This is a genomic window from Dyadobacter sp. CY327, from assembly GCF_021390415.1.
GTDB classification, from domain to species: Bacteria; Bacteroidota; Bacteroidia; order Cytophagales; family Spirosomataceae; genus Dyadobacter; species Dyadobacter chenhuakuii.
In genome coordinates this window covers 257,419-278,846 of record NZ_JAJUXJ010000004.1, presented here as the reverse complement: position 1 = coordinate 278,846, position 21,428 = coordinate 257,419, and the positions used below count along the sequence as shown (strand labels likewise).

The 21,428-nt window shown below is 45.0% G+C and carries 22 protein-coding genes; 15 read left to right on the top strand and 7 right to left on the bottom strand.

The annotated features are described in order from the left end of the window. Window positions 1-313 precede the first annotated feature (313 nt). A complete protein-coding gene (locus LZG74_RS12790; protein ID WP_233796963.1) occupies window positions 314-1,360 on the top strand; it encodes an aldo/keto reductase in 1,047 nt (348 codons plus the stop codon). Between the two features lie 29 nt (window positions 1,361-1,389). Here the strand turns inward: LZG74_RS12790 and LZG74_RS12785 are convergent, their stop codons facing one another. Further along, complete coding sequence (locus tag LZG74_RS12785; RefSeq protein ID WP_233796962.1) at window positions 1,390-2,088, bottom strand: response regulator transcription factor; 699 nt, start codon at window positions 2,086-2,088, stop codon at window positions 1,390-1,392. 578 nt (window positions 2,089-2,666) lie between these two features. Between LZG74_RS12785 and LZG74_RS12780 the strand changes: the two genes are divergently transcribed. From LZG74_RS12780 to LZG74_RS12765, 4 genes are all read left to right on the top strand, one after another. Beyond that, the gene (locus LZG74_RS12780) at window positions 2,667-4,676 is read left to right on the top strand and encodes a T9SS type A sorting domain-containing protein (RefSeq protein WP_233796961.1); all 2,010 of its coding nucleotides are present in this window, start codon (window positions 2,667-2,669) and stop codon (window positions 4,674-4,676) included. Window positions 4,677-4,849: 173 nt separating this feature from the next. Continuing rightward, the gene (locus tag LZG74_RS12775) at window positions 4,850-5,350 is read left to right on the top strand and encodes a hypothetical protein (RefSeq protein ID WP_233796960.1); all 501 of its coding nucleotides are present in this window, start codon (window positions 4,850-4,852) and stop codon (window positions 5,348-5,350) included. A 106-nt stretch (window positions 5,351-5,456) separates the two neighbouring features. Beyond that, window positions 5,457-5,825, top strand: a complete 369-nt coding sequence (locus LZG74_RS12770; protein WP_233796959.1) for a hypothetical protein — start codon at window positions 5,457-5,459, stop codon at window positions 5,823-5,825. 165 nt (window positions 5,826-5,990) lie between these two features. Continuing rightward, window positions 5,991-6,185, top strand: a complete 195-nt coding sequence (locus LZG74_RS12765) for a hypothetical protein (protein WP_233796958.1) — start codon at window positions 5,991-5,993, stop codon at window positions 6,183-6,185. Window positions 6,186-6,484: 299 nt separating this feature from the next. On the opposite strand, the gene LZG74_RS12760 is transcribed toward LZG74_RS12765, so the two are convergent. Next, window positions 6,485-7,033, bottom strand: a complete 549-nt coding sequence (locus tag LZG74_RS12760) for a YfbU family protein (protein ID WP_233796957.1) — start codon at window positions 7,031-7,033, stop codon at window positions 6,485-6,487. Between the two features lie 137 nt (window positions 7,034-7,170). On the opposite strand from LZG74_RS12760, the gene LZG74_RS12755 reads away from it, so the two are divergent. Next, window positions 7,171-7,353 carry a hypothetical protein gene (locus LZG74_RS12755; protein WP_233796956.1) on the top strand — a complete coding sequence of 61 codons (183 nt, stop codon included), beginning with the start codon at window positions 7,171-7,173 and terminating at the stop codon, window positions 7,351-7,353. Here LZG74_RS12755 and LZG74_RS12750 read toward each other — a convergent pair. The 4 genes from LZG74_RS12750 to LZG74_RS12735 all read right to left on the bottom strand — a co-directional run bounded on the left by LZG74_RS12750 (window position 7,347) and on the right by LZG74_RS12735 (window position 11,996). Then, entirely contained in the window at window positions 7,347-8,618 is a 1,272-nt protein-coding gene (locus LZG74_RS12750) for a replication-associated recombination protein A (RefSeq protein ID WP_233796955.1), read from the bottom strand. The two genes, LZG74_RS12755 and LZG74_RS12750, sit on opposite strands and share 7 nt — an antisense overlap. 103 nt (window positions 8,619-8,721) lie before the next feature. Further along, complete coding sequence (locus LZG74_RS12745) at window positions 8,722-9,303, bottom strand: RNA polymerase sigma factor (protein WP_026631654.1); 582 nt, start codon at window positions 9,301-9,303, stop codon at window positions 8,722-8,724. Between the two features lie 162 nt (window positions 9,304-9,465). Further along, on the bottom strand, window positions 9,466-11,097 hold the full coding sequence (ade, locus tag LZG74_RS12740; RefSeq protein WP_233796954.1) for an adenine deaminase: 1,632 nt from the start codon (window positions 11,095-11,097) through the stop codon (window positions 9,466-9,468). Continuing rightward, a complete protein-coding gene (locus LZG74_RS12735) occupies window positions 11,094-11,996 on the bottom strand; it encodes an AraC family transcriptional regulator (protein ID WP_233796953.1) in 903 nt (300 codons plus the stop codon). The genes ade and LZG74_RS12735 overlap by 4 nt, the downstream gene beginning before the upstream one ends. A 157-nt stretch (window positions 11,997-12,153) precedes the next feature. Here LZG74_RS12735 and LZG74_RS12730 point away from each other — a divergent pair, with 157 nt between their 5' ends. The 7 genes from LZG74_RS12730 to LZG74_RS12700 all read left to right on the top strand — a co-directional run bounded on the left by LZG74_RS12730 (window position 12,154) and on the right by LZG74_RS12700 (window position 18,669). Then, on the top strand, window positions 12,154-13,806 hold the full coding sequence (locus tag LZG74_RS12730; protein WP_233796952.1) for a UxaA family hydrolase: 1,653 nt from the start codon (window positions 12,154-12,156) through the stop codon (window positions 13,804-13,806). Between the two features lie 368 nt (window positions 13,807-14,174). Next, a complete protein-coding gene (locus LZG74_RS12725) occupies window positions 14,175-14,948 on the top strand; it encodes an SDR family NAD(P)-dependent oxidoreductase (protein WP_233796951.1) in 774 nt (257 codons plus the stop codon). A gap of 85 nt (window positions 14,949-15,033) precedes the next feature. After that, window positions 15,034-15,897: a fumarylacetoacetate hydrolase family protein gene (locus LZG74_RS12720; RefSeq protein ID WP_233796950.1), complete on the top strand. Its 864-nt coding sequence runs from the start codon at window positions 15,034-15,036 to the stop codon at window positions 15,895-15,897. Between the two features lies 1 nt (window position 15,898). Continuing rightward, a complete protein-coding gene (locus tag LZG74_RS12715; protein WP_233796949.1) occupies window positions 15,899-16,729 on the top strand; it encodes an amidohydrolase in 831 nt (276 codons plus the stop codon). Window positions 16,730-16,732: 3 nt separating this feature from the next. Continuing rightward, window positions 16,733-17,065 carry an L-rhamnose mutarotase gene (locus tag LZG74_RS12710; RefSeq protein WP_233796948.1) on the top strand — a complete coding sequence of 111 codons (333 nt, stop codon included), beginning with the start codon at window positions 16,733-16,735 and terminating at the stop codon, window positions 17,063-17,065. Window positions 17,066-17,107: 42 nt separating this feature from the next. Beyond that, window positions 17,108-17,890: an endonuclease/exonuclease/phosphatase family protein gene (locus LZG74_RS12705; RefSeq protein WP_233796947.1), complete on the top strand. Its 783-nt coding sequence runs from the start codon at window positions 17,108-17,110 to the stop codon at window positions 17,888-17,890. A gap of 2 nt (window positions 17,891-17,892) precedes the next feature. Then, the gene (locus LZG74_RS12700) at window positions 17,893-18,669 is read left to right on the top strand and encodes a (Fe-S)-binding protein (RefSeq protein WP_026631645.1); all 777 of its coding nucleotides are present in this window, start codon (window positions 17,893-17,895) and stop codon (window positions 18,667-18,669) included. 93 nt (window positions 18,670-18,762) lie between these two features. Here LZG74_RS12700 and LZG74_RS12695 read toward each other — a convergent pair whose 3' ends face one another. Beyond that, window positions 18,763-19,155, bottom strand: coding sequence for a hypothetical protein (locus LZG74_RS12695; RefSeq protein WP_233796946.1), 393 nt, complete (start codon window positions 19,153-19,155; stop codon window positions 18,763-18,765). Between the two features lie 242 nt (window positions 19,156-19,397). Between LZG74_RS12695 and LZG74_RS12690 the strand changes: the two genes are divergently transcribed. Then, entirely contained in the window at window positions 19,398-20,774 is a 1,377-nt protein-coding gene (locus LZG74_RS12690) for a lactate utilization protein B (protein ID WP_233796945.1), read from the top strand. Window positions 20,775-20,778: 4 nt separating this feature from the next. Then, window positions 20,779-21,366 (top strand): LUD domain-containing protein, encoded by a 588-nt coding sequence (locus tag LZG74_RS12685; protein WP_233796944.1) that lies wholly within the window; start codon window positions 20,779-20,781, stop codon window positions 21,364-21,366. Window positions 21,367-21,428: the final 62 nt, after the last annotated feature.

The following is a 21,428-nucleotide window of genomic DNA, read 5'->3' as shown; positions in this document are numbered from 1 at the left end:
GGGTTTGAATATTACGCAATGTTGAAGAGGTGTTATCATGAAAAGGTTTAACAGATCAATGGCTTTGAGGTGGTTTATATATCTGCCCGTAATTTTTCCCTTGTGTGTTTTTCTTGGTGCTTTCAAAGGTATTTTCGAAACGACCGGGAAAGTTTTCAAAAGAATCCTGCTCGACATTGAGCTGATTTAGGGATCAATTAAGCTGAGAGAATGGCGTTCCGAAGGGACGCCATTTTTTTTGTATAAGAATTAATCTTGTAAATTTTGGCTCGATTGTAACAATGTTCAAAATCAGACAACTGACCTTACTAATATGGAATACAGACAATTGGGAGCATCGGGGCTGAAAGTTCCTGTGTTAAGTTTCGGAACAGGCACATTCGGAGGCGGCGGCGATTTTTTCAAAGCTTGGGGAAACACCCAGACTGACGAAGCGGCACGTCTTGTGAACCTTTGTATGGATGCCGGAATTACGTTTTTTGACACAGCTAATGTGTATTCACAAGGACTTTCGGAAGAAATTCTGGGGAAAGCCATCATCGGTTTGCGGGATAAGATCATTCTTTCTACCAAGGCAACTTTCAAAATGGGAACCGGGCCAAACGATTTCGGGTCGTCGCGTTTTCACCTTGTCAGATCTTGTGAAGACAGCCTCCGCCGGCTCAAAACAGACTATATTGATATTTACCACATGCACGGTTTCGATGCGAATACGCCCGTTGAAGAAACGCTCAGCGCTCTCAATGACCTGATTACCGCCGGAAAGGTGCGATACATTGCCTGTTCAAATTTTTCGGGCTGGCATTTAATGAAATCCCTGTCTGTTTCTGAAAAATATGGCTGGTCCAAATACATTGCGCATCAGGCACATTACTCATTGCTTAGCCGCGAGTTTGAGTGGGAATTGATGCCATTGGCGGTGGATCAGCACATCGGCACAATCGTATGGAGTCCATTATCTGCCGGAAGATTAGGCGGGAAATACAGAAGAAACCAGCCGATGCCGTCTGAGGGCCGCATCGCGCAGGGCGGGGGAGAAGGACCAGAGATCCCGGAAGAATTCTTTTTTCACCTCATTGATGTGCTGGACGAAGTAGCCGCGGAAACAGAAAAAACGGTTGCACAGGTTGCCCTTAACTGGCTTTTACAGCGGCCCACCATTAGTAATGTGGTCATTGGAGCAAGGAATGAAGAGCAGCTAAAACAAAATCTGGGTGCCGTAGGCTGGAACCTGAGACTTGAACAGGTTAAGAAACTGGATGCTGCAAGCGACAAGTCGCCCACGTATCCATACTGGCATCAGCGCAAAAACACAGCATTGAATCCGCTGCCGGACTTCTACAGAAAATTGAACCGTTAAAAATTGATATCGTTTGGACGGCCGGTAAATTAAACATTTGCCGGCTGCTTCATTTCCGGTATGTAGAGCCCGTGCTGCAAGGCGTAAACGATCAAATCGGTCGTCCTTTTCACCTTCAATTTATCCATAACGCAGCGGTGGTAATATTGGACAGTATGCGCGCTCAGTTTGAGATCGTAAGCAATTTCCTTGATCGTCCGGCCACTGCAAACCTTTTGCAAAACTTCTTTTTCGCGCGGCGATAGATGTAGTACAACCTGCTCATCGGTAAAAACGCTGTTGATGAGGTTATCCCGGATGCCTTTCCCAATATATTGCTTTCCTGCTATCACAGACACGATGGCTTCTTTCAGTTCTTCCAGCGATGCTGATTTTGGCAGGAAGCTGTTTGCGCCCCTTCTGATCGCATGTTTTATCGTTTGCACGTCTGTAACCGAGGAAATGATTATAATTTTTAGGTCCTTGGAAACAGCGCTTCGGGCTGAGTTAAGCAGTTCGAGACCAGTCATACCGTTGATAGCCCAGTCCATGATCAGAATGTCCGGCAAGAACATGGCATGGTCGGCCATAAATTCCTTCCCGTCCGTGTAGGACACCACCGCATTTACTTCCTGCATTTGGCATAAAACATTTCGCAAAGCGTCGGTAAGGAGCGTGAGCTGATCTACCAAAGCAATGTTGATCGAAGTATTTTTATGCTTTCCAGGAAAGTAATTTGTATTGTCCATTGTGTGCTTAGATCTAATATCCATAATACAATAGTCGCCGCAAGTTACTTACTGCGTCCTTTTCAGGAGATTTTTAACAACGCAAAATTATAATAGTGCTGAAATACAACTTAATAGCATCCAGAAGTCGTTTTCGGGACTAGATGATCCGCAATTTAAGTATAAGAAAGATAAGAAATATGTGGATAGAATTAACTCTATACCCCCTAAATTTTGGGGGTATCAGCATAGTACTATTATGCGGGTCTTTTTTGTGCTTTTAATAGATACATTTGCAAATAACTACTATTTGCAGTGAGTACTAGTAATGATTTTGTAACCAACTATTACTATGTGAATTGCGGGTATTTTGAATTTTTGTTTCAACTTAAAACCAGTAAATGAAGTAAACTTTACATCTGCATTTAAGAGTCTTCAACTCTTTTTACCCACTTCCAGCATTTTTACCTGGAAGCCTCCACGATAAAATAAGTGTCCCGGAAACGTCGGCCGTCTGGCTGTCGATCACTATTTCCATAGCGTATCAACGTCCTTTAATACACATAACGGTTTATAATAACTATCTAAATTCTACTACTATGAAAATTTCTATCCGTCAACTAATTAGAAAACTGGCCACGAAAGGTTCACGTTCAGGGTTAGGTCTCATCATGATTTTCTCGCTGCTTGCGCAGGGTGCATTTGCGCAGCAATATGCGAGTAGTGCAACATTTACGGCGGGCAACGAGCTCCCCGCGGTCGCCACAGGTACGACTCCGGAAAATGCAGCTGGCGGACCCGGCGGAGGTGTAGCCAGAATGAGGGTACAGGGTTTGACTGTTACTACTGGGATTCCTCCACTTGAAGTTACTATTGCGGTCTCCAGTAAGGGAACGCTGAACTTGAATTTCAATCCTGGCATAGCAGCAGGTGTTACAACATATGTGCGGATCACGGATATTGAAACTTCTATAATTGGTCTTGATCTTGACCAGCTGGTAGGGCTACTAGGCCTCCTGAATACGAATGCGCTGTCTGCAACTTCCGACGGTGGAGCAACAACTTCGAAATTGGTGAGAGATCCTTCCGGAGCATTGTTCCTGGCAGTTAAGCCTACTAATGCGTACACGAGGGTTAGTGTAACATACGATTTTGAGAAGATAGCGAATGTGGCAATTGGCAATGCGACAATAGACATTGATCATGCTGTTGCTTATACAACCACTACTTTCACGCCATGTGAATCTGTACCAAGTTTTACCAATGCTGCCGCGGAAGTAGAAGGTGTTAGTGTAACGCTTACAAATGCGCTGGTTAATCCGGAAAGGGCAATAGACGGTAACGCGGCCACATATTCGGTATTGAAAGCCGCAGAAGTAAGTGCGCTTGCTGAAATCTCTCAGGTGATTCGCTTGACAAAGACAGTCCCTTCGGGCACAGAAATAGTCGCTACGCTTTCCAAAATAGGTTTATTGGCCGACGTTACTTTATTGTCCGACATTAGGATACAGGCAAGATTGGGCAATACAAGAGTGGGTACGGTCCGCACACTCGAAAGCCTTCTGTTAGGTTTAAGATTGATTGATTTTAACGGTTCGAATCCCGCAACAGTAGCGTTCAATCCCGGGACAGCTTTCGACGGCATCGAGATTATCGTTGAAGGGGTTGCTAATGTGCTCAACAGTATCAACATTCACGAACTTAGCGCGCGCACACCCATCACATTTACAGGGGGGGACCTGGGCGTATACGATACGGATGACGTGATCTCGGTTGATCTTTCAGGTGCAGATGCCTTCTCTTTCGATGCAGCTTATCCTCAGTTCCCGGCCCAGCCTGGTTTTGATATTGAGTGCGGAGGATTTACTGACTACACATATAGACTTAGCAATGTTACGTCAGTCAATGGAAGGACAGCTGCTGGTACGCTGCCCAATACAATCACGCTATCATTGGAAGGACGTCTATCCGGAGGCGCTAATGAGAGTCAGACAGGTGTTTATTTCTTCGATGTTGAAGCAACAAATGCTTTTGGACAAACTGCGATTACCACTTTTAAAATTATAATTGAATCTGTTCTGCCGGTGACATTGGTAAGCTTCAAGGCAGCAAGTGAAGGCCCAACTGCATCGTTGTCGTGGTCTACTGCTTCGGAGACGAACAGTGATCGCTTTGACATTGAGCGCAGCGCAAATGGTAAGAAATGGGATAAAATCGGTTCTGTGAAATCAAATCATGAAAGCGTGACCCAGCAATTCTACTCTTTCCAGGATGCAAAACCTTTGAACGGCCAAAACCTTTACAGATTGAAAATGGTTGATCTGGACGAAACTTTTGCTTACAGCCACATCGAAAACGTTTCATTTGCAAGCGCAGCGTTCCTGTATCCAAACCCGGTTCGCAATGCTGAAAACATCAACCTTAGTCTGACCGACTGGTCTGATATCAAGCAGGTGAAAGTTGTAAATGCACTTGGCAAAACGGTGTTTGAAGCATCAAATGCATTAAGCACGGGTATCAGCACTAGAAATTTAAGCTCAGGCTCATATGTGGTGCAAATTATCCATAACAATGGCACGATTGCTACCCACAGATTTGTAAGACAATAGTCCTGTTCAACACGATACACATACAAACCGCTGGCTCAAAACCAGCGGTTTGTTTTTGTTTGTGCTACTATCTTGTCAAAAAAAAACGACATGAACAAAATTGCAGCCGCGGATCGGTATATTTGCGTATAACAGCACCACAAAAAAGTTAAGTACACGTTAACACAACATATATGGCAGGAAGAAGAGGCAAGAAGGCCAAGTTCAAGAAGTTCTTTATTCCTTTATTAAAATGGGTCAGCGCCATAGTTCCCGTTTGCGCATTCATTTACATCCTCTACTATTACAAGCAATTTGATTTTCTCAAAGAAAAGCCGATTGTGAAATCTAAAACAGAAGTTATCAGCCAGGCGGACTCGCTAAACGCAGTAGGTTCACAAAACAGGGAAAAGCTGATCGGCAAAATTAAAATCCTCGAAAACGAATGGCATTCTGTAGGTGGGATCGCAATTCACAGCATGGTGATCGAGAACAACTCGCCTACGGCCATCAAAAATATTGAGGTAGAATTCAAATATCTGTCCGACACACAGGCGGTGATCACTTCTAAGATCGTAACCATCAAGACGCCGCTGCCTTCCAAAAAGGCCACGAAAGTTTCGGGGATCAGCGTGGGCTATGTCAACAATTCCGTTGTGGGCTGCGATACAAAAGTGGTGAACGCCGTCATCTGAAAGTTTTTCCGGCAATTTTCAGCAATAGCAGGGCGGTTTCGATTACTCCAAATAAGGCATGATTTTAATTGTTAGTAAGTATCAACGCTTTGCTAACATTAAAATCATGACTGACCATTCTTCAACGATGCAGGATCTCTACAAGATCCAGGATTTTCTATTTCAATATGAAGGTATCGGCAAGAAGCCTGAGTATGACGAGAACAAGCAGGTATATCTGCAAGTCCTAAGATTGCTGGCAGAAGACAAGGGGCTGCATTTTATAAGCAAAGAATTAAGCGACCCGGAAATCAAATTCGAAGACACCCTGAACCGATGGAATCCCATCCTAACATTCCTCATTTCCGACGCTCTGTCGCAAGTGGAACCTGACAAAAAACACAAGCTCTTTTCAAAGCAGATCTCTGAAATGACAGGCTATGAGTTCCGAGAATATCTCGGTTATCTAAAAGAGGAAAACGTACTGAAACGCTGAAAGTAGCGGCTGATATTCCACACTTTTCACCACTTAACTGCCTGCAATTCTACAAGTTTGCTAAAATACACCCGACCACGCGCAGGAAGGCAATTACGAAGTTCTGGTACGATTATTTTTTATTTTCAGTCAAGATATCAGAAACCTGACTAACTACTGGAAATTATGACTCAGCTACTTCAAAGTATATACGCAATCGGACCATATCTTTTTATTGCTATACTGATAGGCGCAACATTTTGTGCCGTATGGCTGATCACCCAGTTGAAGAAATCGCCAGGGCATGATCGTTATATGGTAGACGAGCATATGTTTATCAAACGCAATGCGGCCAGGCTGAGAAAGGTAGAATGGCATTGATCATTTTCCCAATATAAGACATTCATACTCGACACTATATACCCTATGCACAGCCCGGCTGTGCATTTTTTTTGCCGAGAGGGTACAAAAAAACATCCCAAATACAGGGTATCCGGGATGTCTGATTTTACTCAACGTTATTTGATAATCAGTTGCCTGGTTATCAACACAAATTTAACGAAATCTTTACTTAAAACATTATTTTTTAACGCAGAAATATGTTTTTATAATTATCACATTAAATAAAGCATACTCAATCAAGGTTTTGAACTACAATTGGCTCTTTAACGCGACGCAGATCATTCATTCGTATCTAAAACGCTCTCTATAAACCGCTGTAAGTCAGATAGTGCAAAGTGACTATCCGCCGCCTTTGCGAGCTCCGAATACACAGAAAGCATCTTGTTGTATTTGATCATACATGAACTATTGTGTGATTTGAGCTGTCGGCCCTTATATTCTCCGTGCTCGTCCATCCGGTCTACAAGGTAAGACATCATATAATAATGCATGCCGCTGTCTTCGTCAAAACCTTCAAACTCGATTTTTGCAAGATCCAGCAATTCTTTCTCCTCATTTGACAACATTTTAATGGACTCATTGATGCGCCCATACATTTTCATAATGCTTGATATTTCATCATATACGCTGATAGGCACCTCTTCATATAATGAGTTGAACACTTTCGGATACAAGCCCGTATAACCTTTTTCGAGGATCTCGATTCGTTTTTCATTAATCTCCCTGTCCTTTTCATCACAAATAATTGAAAGTATCTTGCACTGATTGATCAGTAACTGGCGCTCAATCAATGGGATACTTTCCGGAATAGTAGTGTTGTTGGTCATTTTTGAATCATTTAGGGTCATTTAGGTTAATATTTGCTTATAAAGTTTGGCAATGTTTCTGATATTTGATCTATCAAAACCATCTTTGCGTAATTTAAACAATCTGTCATTTTAGTATTGCTTTTTGCTCTCAGCTTATGAAAAAGATCAAACCGATATCTGACGAAAACAATGCTGTCCGCGTGAAAGAGTCAGATGAAAATCTTGAAAAATTGGCGAAAAAGCTGAAAAAAGAATGGAACAAGCCGTTAAAGACGGACAAAGTTCCTGATTTGTCATTTTCTAAATTTGAGGAAAAGCTTAAAAGCAAAGATCAGTAACCGTACCAGTCGCCCCACCAGTGCTGCAATTTTTTGCGGATCTCTTCTTCCCTCGCATTCAGCCCCGGCTCGAACACTTTCCTGCCTTTCAGCTCGTCCGGCATGAAGTTCTGCTTGGCGAAATTCCCTTCAAATTCGTGTGAATATTTGTATTCTTTGCCATAACCGATCTGCTTCATAAGTTTGGTCGGCGCATTGCGCAGGTGCAGCGGGACTGGCAAATGGGCCGTGTTTTTGGCGAGCTCGATGGCGTCGCCAATGGCCATGTAACTGGCATTGCTTTTGGGGGAAGTGGCAAGGTAAATCGCTACTTGTGAGAGGATTATGCGGCATTCGGGATAGCCGATCACATTCACGGCCTGCATGCACGCATTGGCCATGATCATGGCAGTTGGGTTTGCATTTCCAATATCCTCAGAAGCCATAATGAGCATCCGGCGGGCGATAAAAGACGGATCTTCACCGGCCACGATCATGCGTGCCATCCAGTAAACTGCGCCGTTCGGGTCGCTTCCTCTTAATGATTTGATAAAAGCAGAAATGATATCATAATGTTGCTCGCCCGATTTGTCGTAACGCGCAATGTTCTGCTGCGCCACTTCGGTCACCCATTCGTCGGTAATGACAATGTCTTTTTCCTCGCCTTTTCCGAGAATCACCAATTCCAGGAGATTGAGCAGCTTGCGACCGTCCCCGCCCGAAAGGCGCATCAGCGCGTCATACGACTCGAAAGTGACATTCTTATTCTTTAAAAACTGATCTTTGGTAAGCGCCCTTTCGATCAGTTGTTTCAATTCTTTTTCACCAAATGCTTCCAGGATGTAAATCTGGCTCCGCGATAAAAGAGCTGAGTTGATCTCAAATGAAGGATTTTCAGTCGTCGCACCGATCAATGTTACCTGTCCTTTTTCCACCGCACCCAGCAATGCATCCTGCTGACTTTTGTTGTAACGGTGAATCTCATCAATGAACAAAATCGCCGGGAACAAGCCGGATGGCCTTGCCAGCACTTCGCGCAGATCTTTCACGCCCGAACTGATGGCGCTGAGGTTGTAAAATTGTCTTTTGGTAGTTTCGGCTATGAGTAATGCCAATGTTGTTTTTCCGACGCCGGGCGGTCCCCAGAAAATCATGGAAGGGATGGTATTTTGCAAAATAGCCCTGCGCAACGGGCCGTTCGGGCCTAATAGTTTTTCCTGGCCAACAAAGTCATCCAGGGTTCTCGGGCGCAGGCGTTCAGCTAATGGCGTGGAGTTCAGCGACATTCAAATGGTATTATTTCAGTTTGTTAATGATCGTAAATATTTAACAAAAAAAGCGTGGCTTAGTTCGCCACGCTTTTTGCAATAATAATTTTATAAAGAAATGTCAGAAGGTCAGTCTGTCCAGCGTCATTTGCTTTTTAAGATTGCCTAATGCACCAAAAACCAGGTTATAAACAGACTGAATGTTGATTTTCATCAGGTCTGCGATTTCGTGGTTATTCAAATTCATGTAAAATTTTAAAAAGATGGCTTCGCGCTGGCGGCGTGGAAGCCCGTTGATCGCTACGTTTAAATGCTGATTGGTTGATTCAAATTCTTCTTCGGAAATCAGGTGATTTTCATGAGAAGGCGTGTTGATATGCCAGTATTCTACCGGAATATCCTCGTTGCTTGTATGCTTCTGCTGTGCGTTCAAATGGCGAACCAACTTTCTTTTAATTGACGCCATAAGATAAAACCGAACGGAAGTGGTGTCACCCAGCGTCATTCGGTTTTTCCAGAGTTCAACAAATAAGTCGTGAATGCAGTCTTTAATCAGTGGTTTGTCAATCGTAAACTGTGAGCAATACTGATACAAAATGTGAACGTAAGAGCGGTACAGGCATGCATAAGCATTTTCATCGCCTTTTCTGAACTGATCCCAAAAACAGAGTTCTTCTTCTTGCTTGTAGCGTAGGTGAGCCATTGTTTGGAAAGGATTTTGATTGGGGTTAGGAATTGATATTTGTAATAAGGGTCATTATTACACTTGTAAATATATTTATAAAAAAACGTATTTAAAAAATATTTTCGTCAGAAAATTCTATTTCAAAGGTTAATGTTACTATTTCGTTAAATATGTCACCGTTTAAAGACTTACCGAAACAAAATTGAAGTTTTCACCATCAAAAAGGCCTCTATCGCTCAATTTCAAACGTGGTATCACGAGCAGCGCCATAAATGACAGCGTCATGAACGGAGATTGCAGCGATGACATCAATTCCTCTTTCACAAAATTGTCGAGCAATGTGTAAGCCGCCGCCACTTCATAGCCATCCGAATCCGTCATAATTCCTGCGATCGGCAACGCGATTAATTGCGTTTTTCCATTCCCTGCCGCCGAAATTCCACCCTTCGCTTCAATGATCATATTCACGGCCATGGCTATACTTTCATCGTCGCAACCCACACATATAATGTTGTGTGAATCATGCGCAACGGACGAAGCGATAGCGCCTTTTTTCAACCCGAAATTTTTAATAAATGCGATGGACGGAAGCGCGTTTTCATAGCGGTTGATCACGGTGACTTTCAGGATGTCATTGTCCGGATCAGCCATAATTGCATCGCCCTGCACTTTTGCATTCGCAATGATTTCATTCGTAATCAGTTGACCCTCTAATGCTTCAATGACCCTTATCTGGGATTCAGAATTTTTTTCATTTTTTAGAACAAAATCAGCAGCTGTCTTTGGGGCGCACACAAACCGGTTGGGATGCGCGCTTCGCAGGTCCGGGATCATCGAAACTGAATCTTTGGCCACAAGCACCCCATCAATCCAGGTTTCCTGTACATGAAGATCACTCAGGTTATCAACCAAAATAAAATCGGCCGGATCATTTAATCTCAGCAAACCAACATTCAAACTATAATGCAACACAGGATTGATGCAGGCCGCCTGCAGAATGTTCCAAATGTCATAACCCAGCGACAATGCCCTCTTTACCAGTACATTAATATGCCCCGCCACAAGGTTATCCGGATGCTTGTCGTCCGAACAGAACATGACCAGTTCGGGAAACTCATCGATCAGCGGAATTAATGCCGCGAAATTCCGGGCAGCGCTGCCTTCCCGGATCAGTATTTTGACGCCGTAATCAATTTTTTCTCGGGCTTCGTCATAGGTAAAGCATTCATGGTCAGTGGTTATGCCGTGCGATGCATATTTGCGCGCCGCTTCCCCGCGCAGGCCGGGCGCGTGGCCGTCGACAACCTTATTATAATGTTTTGCCCAGTTGATCTTCGCCATCATATCCGGATCTTCATTGATCACGCCCGGAAAATTCATGACTTCGGCCAGGTAACCAATGTCGTCCTTTGCCAGTAACTGGCCAACCTGTTCCGCATCAATCACAGCCCCGGCCGTTTCAAAAACCGTCGCCGGAACACACGAGGGCGCTCCGAAGCAGAATTTAAACGGCACACGCTTGCCATCTTCAATCATGAATTCCACTCCTGCTATGCCGAGCACATTCCCGATTTCATGCGGGTCCGAAACCGTGGCAATGGTTCCGTGCACAACCGCGAGGCGGGCAAATTGTGCGGGCGTTAGCATGGAGCTCTCTATATGTACGTGCGCGTCCGTGAAGCCGGGCAGCGCGTAAGGCAAAGACGGATTTTCGGGTCCGGTAATGTCGATTTCCTTAATGATTCCATCGGCAATGCGCAGTTCTGCCTCTGAAATGGTTTTTTCAAAAATATTGACCAGGTTAATTTTCATAATGCGACTTCCAGGTTAGGCAGGTGAACGGCAATTTTTCGGAATTCCTTTTGATAAGCCAAAGGACTCTTGCCGGTGTGGATTTTGAAATATTTATTGAAATTGGCAAAATTGTTGAAACCGCTTTCATAGCAAATCTGCGCCACAGGCAGCTTGGTTTCTGAAAGTAATTTGCATGCATGCCCGATCCTTAGTTCCAGCAAAAACTGCGAGTAAGTCTTGCGGCTGCGGCTTTTGAAATAACGGCAAAACGAATGGGGGCTAATGTTTGCAATCTCCGAAATCTCTTCGATCGAAATCTTCTTTTGGAAATTACTGATCGAATATTGATAGATCTGGTTGATCCGGTCCGTGTCGTATTGATCGTATTCTTCGTGATAATGTGTGTTGGATAATGTTCTTTTTTCTGAGCAATGCGCGAGGTTTTCAAGGATTTGCAAAAGTGAAATCACTGCATTCCCGCTTTTTTGATCCAATAGATCCTGCAAAAGTTTCTTGACATTTTCGGTCTCTTCACCCAATAGTTTCATTCCAAACTTTGCTTTGAGCAGTAATTCACGGATGGCCTTGTTTTCAGGCAATTCCAAAAATGCATTACCGAACAAGTCCAGCGAGAAATGCACGACGGTGGCTTGTGCATATAACTGACTTTCGCGCTGAAAATATTTCTCGTCGCAGCGCCAGTAATGGGGCAGGTTAGGGCCGATCAAAAGGAGGTCGCCACTCTGGAAATTCTGAATGTTGTCACCCACAAACTGCGTGCCCGAACCCTGCTCAATATGGATCAGTTCGAGCTCGGGATGGTAATGCCAGCGGTTGTAAAAGTAGAGGACCACATCGCGGCGGATACTAAACGATTTTTGCAGGCCTTTAGGGACTTTTAGTAATTGCGGTTTCACTAATAATTACAAAAAGATTCTATTAAGAGGAAATATATGCCAATATAGTTGAAAACTTTGCTAGTATTGCGAATCAATGTATTGAAATATTTCAGTTCATTTGTTGATAAATTCTATTTAAAATACCCGGCGAAGCAAAACCAATTTGAAACTGACTATGGCGTCACAGCTTTTAAAAATACATCCTTCTGATAATGTGATCGTTGCATTGCGGGACTTGCCCGTGAATGCCGACGTGGCCTGGGCAGGCAGTCATTATTCGCTGCCTTACGGCGTTTCTGCCAAGCATAAGTTTGTGACGGAAGACATTGAAACCGGTGGCGCTATCATCATGTATGGCGTGCTCGTAGGACGCGCATCGCAGCCCATCCGCAAGGGCGAGCCCATCACGACATTCAATCTCAAACACGATTCACAGGATTACAGCACGGCCAATCGCCAGCCTTATTCTTACGTTCAGCCGGATGTAAGCAAATGGCAAAACAGAACATTCAAAGGTTATCACCGGGAAGACGGCCGCGTAGGTACATATAATTACTGGCTCGTGGTGCCATTGGTATTTTGCGAGAACCGCAATGTGCTGATTATGAAGGATGCGTTCGAGCGCGAGCTGGGTTATGCGCAAACCGATATTTATAGAGAACACGTCAGGGATTTCCTGCATTTATATCAAAGCGGCGACTTGCGAACCATTAAAAGTATGGAAGCATTCACCGAGCGCGAACCTGTTAGAAAGAAACCGGAACGCCCGTTCCAGAATGTGGACGGAATCAAATTCCTGACCCACGAAGGCGGCTGTGGCGGCACAAGAACGGACGCCAACACGCTTTGTGCTCTTTTTGCTTCCTATGCAGTTCACCCTAATGTGGCCGGCATTACGGTGTTAAGTCTGGGTTGCCAGAATTCGGAGTTGAAGACATTGGAGGACGAGATCAAAAAACGCGATCCGAATTTCAATAAACCGTTCTTCGCATTTGAGCATCAGAAAGGCACGGAATATTCCTTAATGTCGGGTGCGATTAAGGAAACTTTCATGGGTGTTACCAAGATCAATGAGTTCGAAAGAAGCGACGCGCCTCTGTCCAAACTTTCCGTTGGCCTTAAATGCGGCGGTTCAGATGGATTTTCAGGCATTTCTGCGAACCCCGTTTTAGGACATCTTTCGGATATCGTTGTCGGCTTAGGCGGACAGACATTATTAGCAGAATTTCCCGAACTCAATGGTGTTGAGCAAGAGCTCATTAACCGTTGTGTGACCGAAGAGAAGGCCGCCAAATTTGAAAAACTAATGCGCGACTACGCCGGCAAAGCAGAAGCAGTCGGTTCCGCGTTCGCATTCAATCCATCACCCGGAAATATCAAAGACGGACTCATTACAGATGCCATAAAATCAGCCGGAGCAGCCCGCAAAGGCGGTAATGCATATATTTCGGATGTGCTAAACTACACCGAAAGAGCCACGGAATCAGGCTTGCAACTCGTATGCACACCAGGCAATGATGTAGAAGCAACCACCGGGCAAACAGCCGCAGGCGCCAACATTATCCTTTTTACAACCGGATTAGGAACGCCCACCGGCAACCCGATCTGCCCCGTTGCCAAAGTCGCAACCAACACCACATTAGCCAACCGCATGCCCGACGTCATCGATTTTGATTGCGGACCGGTTGTTGACGGCGCGCAAAGCCTGGAACAAAACGCAGAAGCATTGCTAGAATATGTTATCCGAGTAGCCAGCGGAGAATTGACCAAAGCACAGCAACTAGGCCAGGATGATTTCATCCCCTGGAAACGCGGCGTCTCTCTCTAAATTTTTCTTAATTGAATGACAAAATCAGAGATTGAAAATATTCTCATTTGATCCCCGGGTTGAAACCCGGGGCAATGCTGATTGATGGGGATTTTGAAAGGCTTTATAACTAATAAAATCATTGCCCGGGGCAATGCTGATTGATGGAATTTAGAAAGGCTCTTTAATTAATAAAATCACTTGCCCAGGGCAATGCTGATTGATGAGAATTTAAAACAGACTCTATAATCAACAAAATCATTTGCCCCGGGTTTCAACCCGGGGACCTTTGGAATTAATTTAATATAGATAAAAATTCAGATCAGAAGAAATAATGCAAGTAAAGGCCGCTGGAAAGGCCCTTTTGTTTCAATAACATTCAAAATTTCATGTTTGATTTAAGCGGAAAAACAGCATTGGTAACCGGGGGGGCGAGCGGCATTGGCCTGGCGATCTCTCAAACTTTTGCGAAACAGGGCGCATTTGTCCATATTCTTGAACTGAATTTTGATCTGGCCAACCAGGTTGTAAACCAGATCATTGCAGATGGCGGTCGAGCGGAAGCACACGCCATTGATATCTCCAAACAAGCCGACGTGGTCAATGTGATCAATGCCATCGCGACCAATCACAAGATCAACATTCTGGTTAACAATGCCGGAATTGCGCATGTAGGCAAGGCGGATAACACGGCTGAAATTGATTTTGACCGCGTTATTAATGTCAATGTGAAAGGTGTTTACAATTGCCTCATGGCGACTATTCCGCATTTGAAAGCCAATGGCGGCGGCGTGATTCTGAACATGGCATCGATTGCAGCCACGGTCGGCATTCCGGACCGGTTTGCTTACTCTACCGCCAAAGGGGCGGTTTATTCCATGACATTGTCGGTTGCCCGGGACTATCTGGCGGATGGCATTCGCTGCAACAGCATTTCGCCGGCGCGCGTGCACACGCCTTTTGTGGATGGATTTATTTCCAAAAATTATCCTGGCAAAGAAGAAGAAATGTTCGAAAAACTTTCCAAAACACAGCCTATTGGCAGAATGGCCAAGCCCGAGGAAATCGGTGCAATGGCATTGTATCTCTGCTCAGACGAAGCCGGTTTTGTCACGGGCTGCGACTATCTGATTGACGGTGGATTTGAGAAGCTGAATAATTAAGCGACTGTTGTTGACAGGCTTTTGAAACATTGAGAAATAACTAAAAAAAGGCGTAAAGCAAACCGCTGCAAGCCGTATAAAACTTATGAAACTTTTTCGATTTGGTGCTTTTGAGCAGGAAAAACCGGGTGTGGAACTTCCCGATGGTACGAAACTGGATGTGTCTGCATTTGGTGAAGATTACAATGAGAAGTTTTTTGCAACCGACGGCTTAACTCGCCTTACAGAATGGCTAAGTGCCAATCAATCAAGCTGCCAGGAGGTTGTGGAAGGTTTCCGTTACGGTTCTTGCGTAGCTCGCCCGTCTAAAATTGTGTGTATAGGCATGAACTACGCCAAGCACGCTTACGAATCCGGTGCGACAGAATTGCCAAAGGAACCGATCGTATTTTTTAAATCAACTTCTGCATTGTGCGGGCCTAATGACCAGGTGATTATCCCAAGAAATTCGGAGAAAACGGACTGGGAAGTGGAGCTGGCTGTGATCATTGGCAAGAGAGCCAGTTATGTAGAAGAAGCAGATGCACTAAGCTATGTAGCGGGTTACGCAGTCCATAACGACTATTCAGAACGCGCGTTCCAAATTGAGCGTGGCGGACAATGGGTGAAGGGAAAAAGCAATGACACATTCGCACCATTGGGGCCTTACCTGGTGACAGCTGACGAGGTGGGCAATGCAAATGACCTCGAACTCTGGCTGACATTGAACGGTAAAAAAATACAGGATAGCAGCACCTCGGACATGATTTTCCAGGTTCCCTTCCTGATCAGTTACCTGAGCCAGTTCATGACATTGCTGCCGGGCGACATGATCACAACCGGAACACCAGCAGGCGTGGGCTTGGGCATGAAGCCACAGGTTTACCTGAAAGCCGGTGACGTTGTTGAGCTCGGGATTGAAAAATTAGGTTCGCAAAAACAGGAAGCAATCGCCTGGAAGCCACTATAATATGGTTATCGACGCACACCAGCATTTCTGGGTTTTTGACGCTGAACGCGATGCATGGATCACGCCCGAGATGCAGGCAATCCGCAAGAATTTCCTGCCCGAAGATCTACAACCGGTTTTGAAAGAAAACCGCGTGGATGGCTGCGTGGCCGTGCAGGCTTCGCAGTCCCGGTCGGAAACGGAATTTCTGTTGCAGCTTGCTGAGGCAAATGATTTTATCAAAGGCGTGGTGGGTTGGGTCGATTTGCAGGCGGAAGATTTATATGATCAGCTTGAAAAGTATTCGCAATTTGAAAAGCTGAGGGGTTTCAGGCACGTGGTGCAAGGTGAGGCGGAAGGATTTATGCTGCAACCTGCATTCATTAAGGGCGTTGGTCAGTTGGTTGCTTTTGATTTTACCTATGACATTCTGATCCGTCAGGACCAGTTGAAAGAAGCATTCAATTTCGCGGTTAAGCTGCCTAATGTGCATTTTGTGCTGGACCACATTGCCAAACCTTTGATCAAAAACGGCGAAATGCAGCCCTGGGCAACGGACATTCGCGAGCTCGCAGAACTTTCCAATGTAAGCTGCAAAGTGTCCGGAATGGTTACCGAAGCCGATTGGAAAAACTGGGAAAAAGCAGATTTCCGACCTTACCTGGACGTTGTTTTCGAAGCATTCGGAACGGACAGATTAATCTATGGTTCCGACTGGCCGGTCTGCCTCATTGCCGCTGAGTATGAAGGTGCAAAGGGCATTTTGACCGACTATCTGAGCATGTTTTCAGATTCGGAATTGCAGAAAGTGATGGGTAAAAATGCAGTGGAATTTTATAGTCTTGATGTTTGATTTATGAAAAAATACTGTCTTGCGGTGGATCTGGTGAATGATCCGGTGATGATTGCCGAGTATGAACAATATCACAAAAAAGCCAGGCCTGAAATTGAAAAAAGCATTCTGGATGCCGGGATCACCCAAATGGAGATTTACCGGATCGGGGAGCGCCTTTTCATGATCATGGAAACGGAAGATGATTTTAGTTTTGAAAATAAAGCCCGGATGGACGCCGCCAATGCGCAGGTCCAGGAATGGGAACAGCTCATGTGGAAGTATCAAAAAGCCCTTCCATCCGCCAAACCAGGCGAAAAATGGGTGTTAATGGATAAAATATTTGCCCTCAAATAAAAAAGAAGAAGGAAAGATTGGTGACTTAGCGTTCTGAATGGTTTGAGTAAATTAATTTATCTGTTACTAATTGCCAGTTTGTCTTGCACATTGTTTTCTTCCCGGCCGCGCAAGCCTGTGGAAATCAAAGTGATGAGCTTTAACATCCGCCATGGGCTGAACCGGAGCGAGGAATCGAACCTGAGGGATATCCTGAAAATTATCAAGGAACATAAGCCGGACCTGATCGCCCTGCAAGCGGTTGATAGCCTGGTTGGTAATGGAAAAGTGCAGTTTCAGCTCCGGCAAATTGCCGTTCAGACGGGGATGCATTATTTATATGGTGTTGCGGACAAGTCTGAAAACGGCTCGCAGGGCGTAGGAATTTTATCCACCTGGGAATTTGAAAAAACACAAACCATTGACCTGCCGAAAACAGCAGGCGCGGATCCCAAAGTGCTGTTATGTGGATTGGTAAAACCAGCCCGGGGACTCACATTCCGGTTTTGTAATGCGCGGTTAGAGTACGCCTCGGTTATGGACAGGGCTTTGCAGGCAGCCTATATTAATCAAATGCTCGTCAACAGCATCCAGCCTGTGCTATTGGGCATGGATATGGGTGCGCGACCGAATGAACAGCCTTATTTTTCTTTCCGGAAGAACTGGCAGGATGCCGCGCAGGGTTCACAGCTGGAAACCTGGAACGAGGGACTGCCCGGCGACCGGCTCGACTATATTTTTGCTTTGCTGAATAATAAAGTAAGGATCAGAAATTACAAGGTAATCAGGAATTACCCACAGGTTTCGGACCACTACCCCATACTTGCCACCATTGAATTTTGGTAAAAATGAATCACTCGGATTTGAAAATCGGATTGTTTATCCCCTGCTATGTCGATCAGTTTTATCCGCAGGTGGGCATAGCAACGCTCGAACTGCTTGAAAAACTGGGCTGTAATGTAACATTCCCGTTGAGCCAGACTTGCTGCGGGCAGCCAATGGCCAACTCAGGTTTCGAACATTTGACAAAGGATTGCGACAGGTTATTTTATAATCAATTCGCTGATTGTGATTATGTTGTGTCACCGTCTGGAAGCTGTGTGCTGCACATTAAGGATCATTTGAAGGTGGAAAACAAACCGGATGAGTCCAAGGTGTTGCGTAAGAAAGTGTACGAGCTGGTGGAGTTTATCGTCGATATTTTAAAAGTTGATTTTATCGAAGCTGAATTTCCGCACCGTGTGGGCTTGCACCAGGGTTGTCACGGCCAGCGCGGGCTGCATTTGTCACAAATGTCCGAGTTGAATGCGGCGCCGTTTTCCAAACCGGTTTCACTTTTGAAAAATGTCAGAGGATTGGAATTGGTTGACCTGGACAGGCCGGATGAATGCTGTGGTTTTGGCGGTACTTTTTGCGTTAGTGAAGAAGCGGTTTCTGTGAAAATGGGTAAAGACCGCGTTTCGGACCACATTCGCCATCATGCCGAATACATTACGGGCTCGGATATGAGCTGTCTTTTGCATTTGGAAGGAATTTTGAAAAGAAGCAAAAGCAATGTGCAGGTGAAGCATATCGCAGAGATTCTGAACAGCGCCGTAAAAAAACAAATGCCGATCCCCGCATAGGAACCGGCATTTACAAAGTTTATGGGTGGCGCGTCGCAAAGGAGGGTTTGCAGGCTTGCCAAAGAGGCACAGAATCTGAGAAGCGCTTTGTTGTTAGTTGATAGAAGAAACAACGCGGCTCGTTGTAGTCAGAATATCAAACGATTGTGTAGCCTTCTCTTTACCGTCCGTGATTTCGAATGTGTAAGTTCCATCCATCAAAGTCGATAAGTCGAAATATTTCAAATAGCTGTTGTCAACGCGTCTGTTTTCTGAAAAAAGAACATTGTTATCAGTATCCAAAATGCGAACTGCTACATTTTTAGAAACTGGATTATTATATGAAACGCGGAATTGCATTGGTTTGATCTGAAGAACAGTCAGTTTGTTAGAAACTGTTTCCGTTTTTTCAGTTGCGATGGCGGTTTGTGCATGAACTGTCAATGCTGAACCTGATAAAAGCAAGCCAGTCAAGGCTGCGATGAGAAGCGTGTTTTTAGTTTTCATAAGAGTGAAAATTTAATTGTGTCTAAAAAAAGTTAAACTAAACTTGTTTCAAACTCCGATGCCCTGATCGAATAACTTTGTGATTCAAAAGTATAAGATATTGCATTACAATAAAATAGCTTTTTTGGGTTAAGTAAAAAGTTGTTTATTAAACAAATAGCAAACTTGGAATAGTGCAATGAATGTGAAAAGTACAATTCTTATTCTTTATAAAATACTATTATCAAATTGTTAAGCAAATTATGTCTAAGGCGATAATTGAGCATTCGGTGGCTTCGGAGACTTTTAATAAGGACGAGCCCTATGTAGATTGGCATGATGAGACGCTCTGGTTTGTGCGCCAGAAAAGGGATAAATCCTCGAAATTATTGCCGGAATGGGAGCAATTGCGGGAAACGGCGTCGGGCATTAAGAATTATGTCCTGTCGCATATGGATGAGCTGCTCATTTCTTTTGAACAAAAAGCGAAAGAAAACGGCATTCACATTCACTGGGCGGCGGACGCTGCGGAGCATAACGAGATCGTCCTCAATCTTTTGAAGCAAAATAATATCGACAAGATGGTCAAAAGCAAGTCCATGCTGACCGAGGAATGTCATATGAACGAGTTTTTGTCTAAGAACGGGATTGAGGTCATCGACACGGACCTGGGCGAGCGGATTGTGCAGTTAAGGAATGAGCCGCCGAGCCACATTGTGCTTCCCGCAATACATTTGAAAAAGAAAGATATCGGCGACCTTTTCCACGAGCATTTAGGAACAGAAGCCGGCGCCACGGATCCGCAATATCTAACAGAAGCTGCCCGGCAACATTTGCGCGACAAGTTTTTGACCAGAAGAGCAGCATTAACGGGCGTAAACTTCGCCATCGCCGAAACCGGCGGATTTGTTGTTTCCACCAATGAAGGAAATGCGGATATGGGCGCACATCTGGCCGACATTCATATCGCCAGCATGGGTTTTGAAAAAATAATCCCGAAACAAAAAGACCTCGCCGTTTTTCTGAGGCTTTTGGCAAGAAGTGCAACCGGCCAGCCCATCACCACTTACAGCAGCCATTTCAAAAAACCACGAGAAGGTCAGGAAATGCACATTATCATTGTCGATAATGGCCGCACGACTCAATTAGGACGCGCCGATTTCAGAAATTCACTCAAATGCATTCGCTGCGGCGCGTGTATGAACACTTGTCCGGTTTACCGCAGAAGCGGCGGGCACAGTTACCACAATGCCGTTGCAGGCCCGATCGGATCGATCCTCGCGCCAAATCTGGATATGACCAAGAATGCGGATCTGCCTTTTGCAAGCACATTATGCGGCAGCTGTTCCAATGTTTGCCCTGTTAAAATTGACATTCATGATCAGCTCTATAAATGGCGGCAGGTTTTGGTAAAAGGCGGGCATGTGCCGCAAGCGAAGGAACTGGGCATTAAGGCCATGTCTGTGGTTTTGTCTCAGCCGAGGTTTTATCAATGGTCGGGCAGATTAGGGCGCTCCCTGATGCGTACAATCCCTTTTGTAGTGAATAATGGAATGAATCCCTGGTTCAAACAACGCGAAATGCCCGAGCCGCCTAAGGAAAGTTTCCGCGACTGGTATATCCGCAATCGAAAAGAATAATACAATGACCTCACGGGAAAAAATATTGCAGCAAATAAAACTGAATAAACCAGCCGAAACGCAGCTTCCGGAAACCACGCGTTTTGACAGTTTATATGAAAATACAGAAGAGAAGTTCATAGAAACGCTCACCGCGATTTACACCGAAGTAATCGTGGTGAAGGATTTAGCGGCGCTTGCACGGAAGGCCGACGAGCTTTACGCTTCCGTTGTCAACCGCGCAACCACCATTCCAGCATTGAGCAACTGGGCCGATTTTAGTCTCAATAACCCGGACCCGCACGCATTGGAACTGATTGAAATTGCAATCCTGCAAGCGGAATTTGGTGTGGCTGAAAATGGTGCGATCTGGATTTCGGATGCGCACTTGCCGCATCGTGCTCTACCTTTTATTACGCAGAATCTGGCCTTTGTTATTCCACGAAAAGCGATTGTGAACAACATGCACGACGCATATGAGCGCCTGACCGAGACGACGGGTTGGGGTTGTTTTATTTCCGGACCTTCCAAAACGGCTGACATTGAGCAATCACTCGTCATAGGTGCACATGGCGCGAGAAGTTTGGTTATATTTCTGCTGGAAGAAGCCTGATATGCAGCGGATAATGTAGCAACCGGAGGAAAAAATTGCGTAAAAGCGGCTTCCCGCCCATT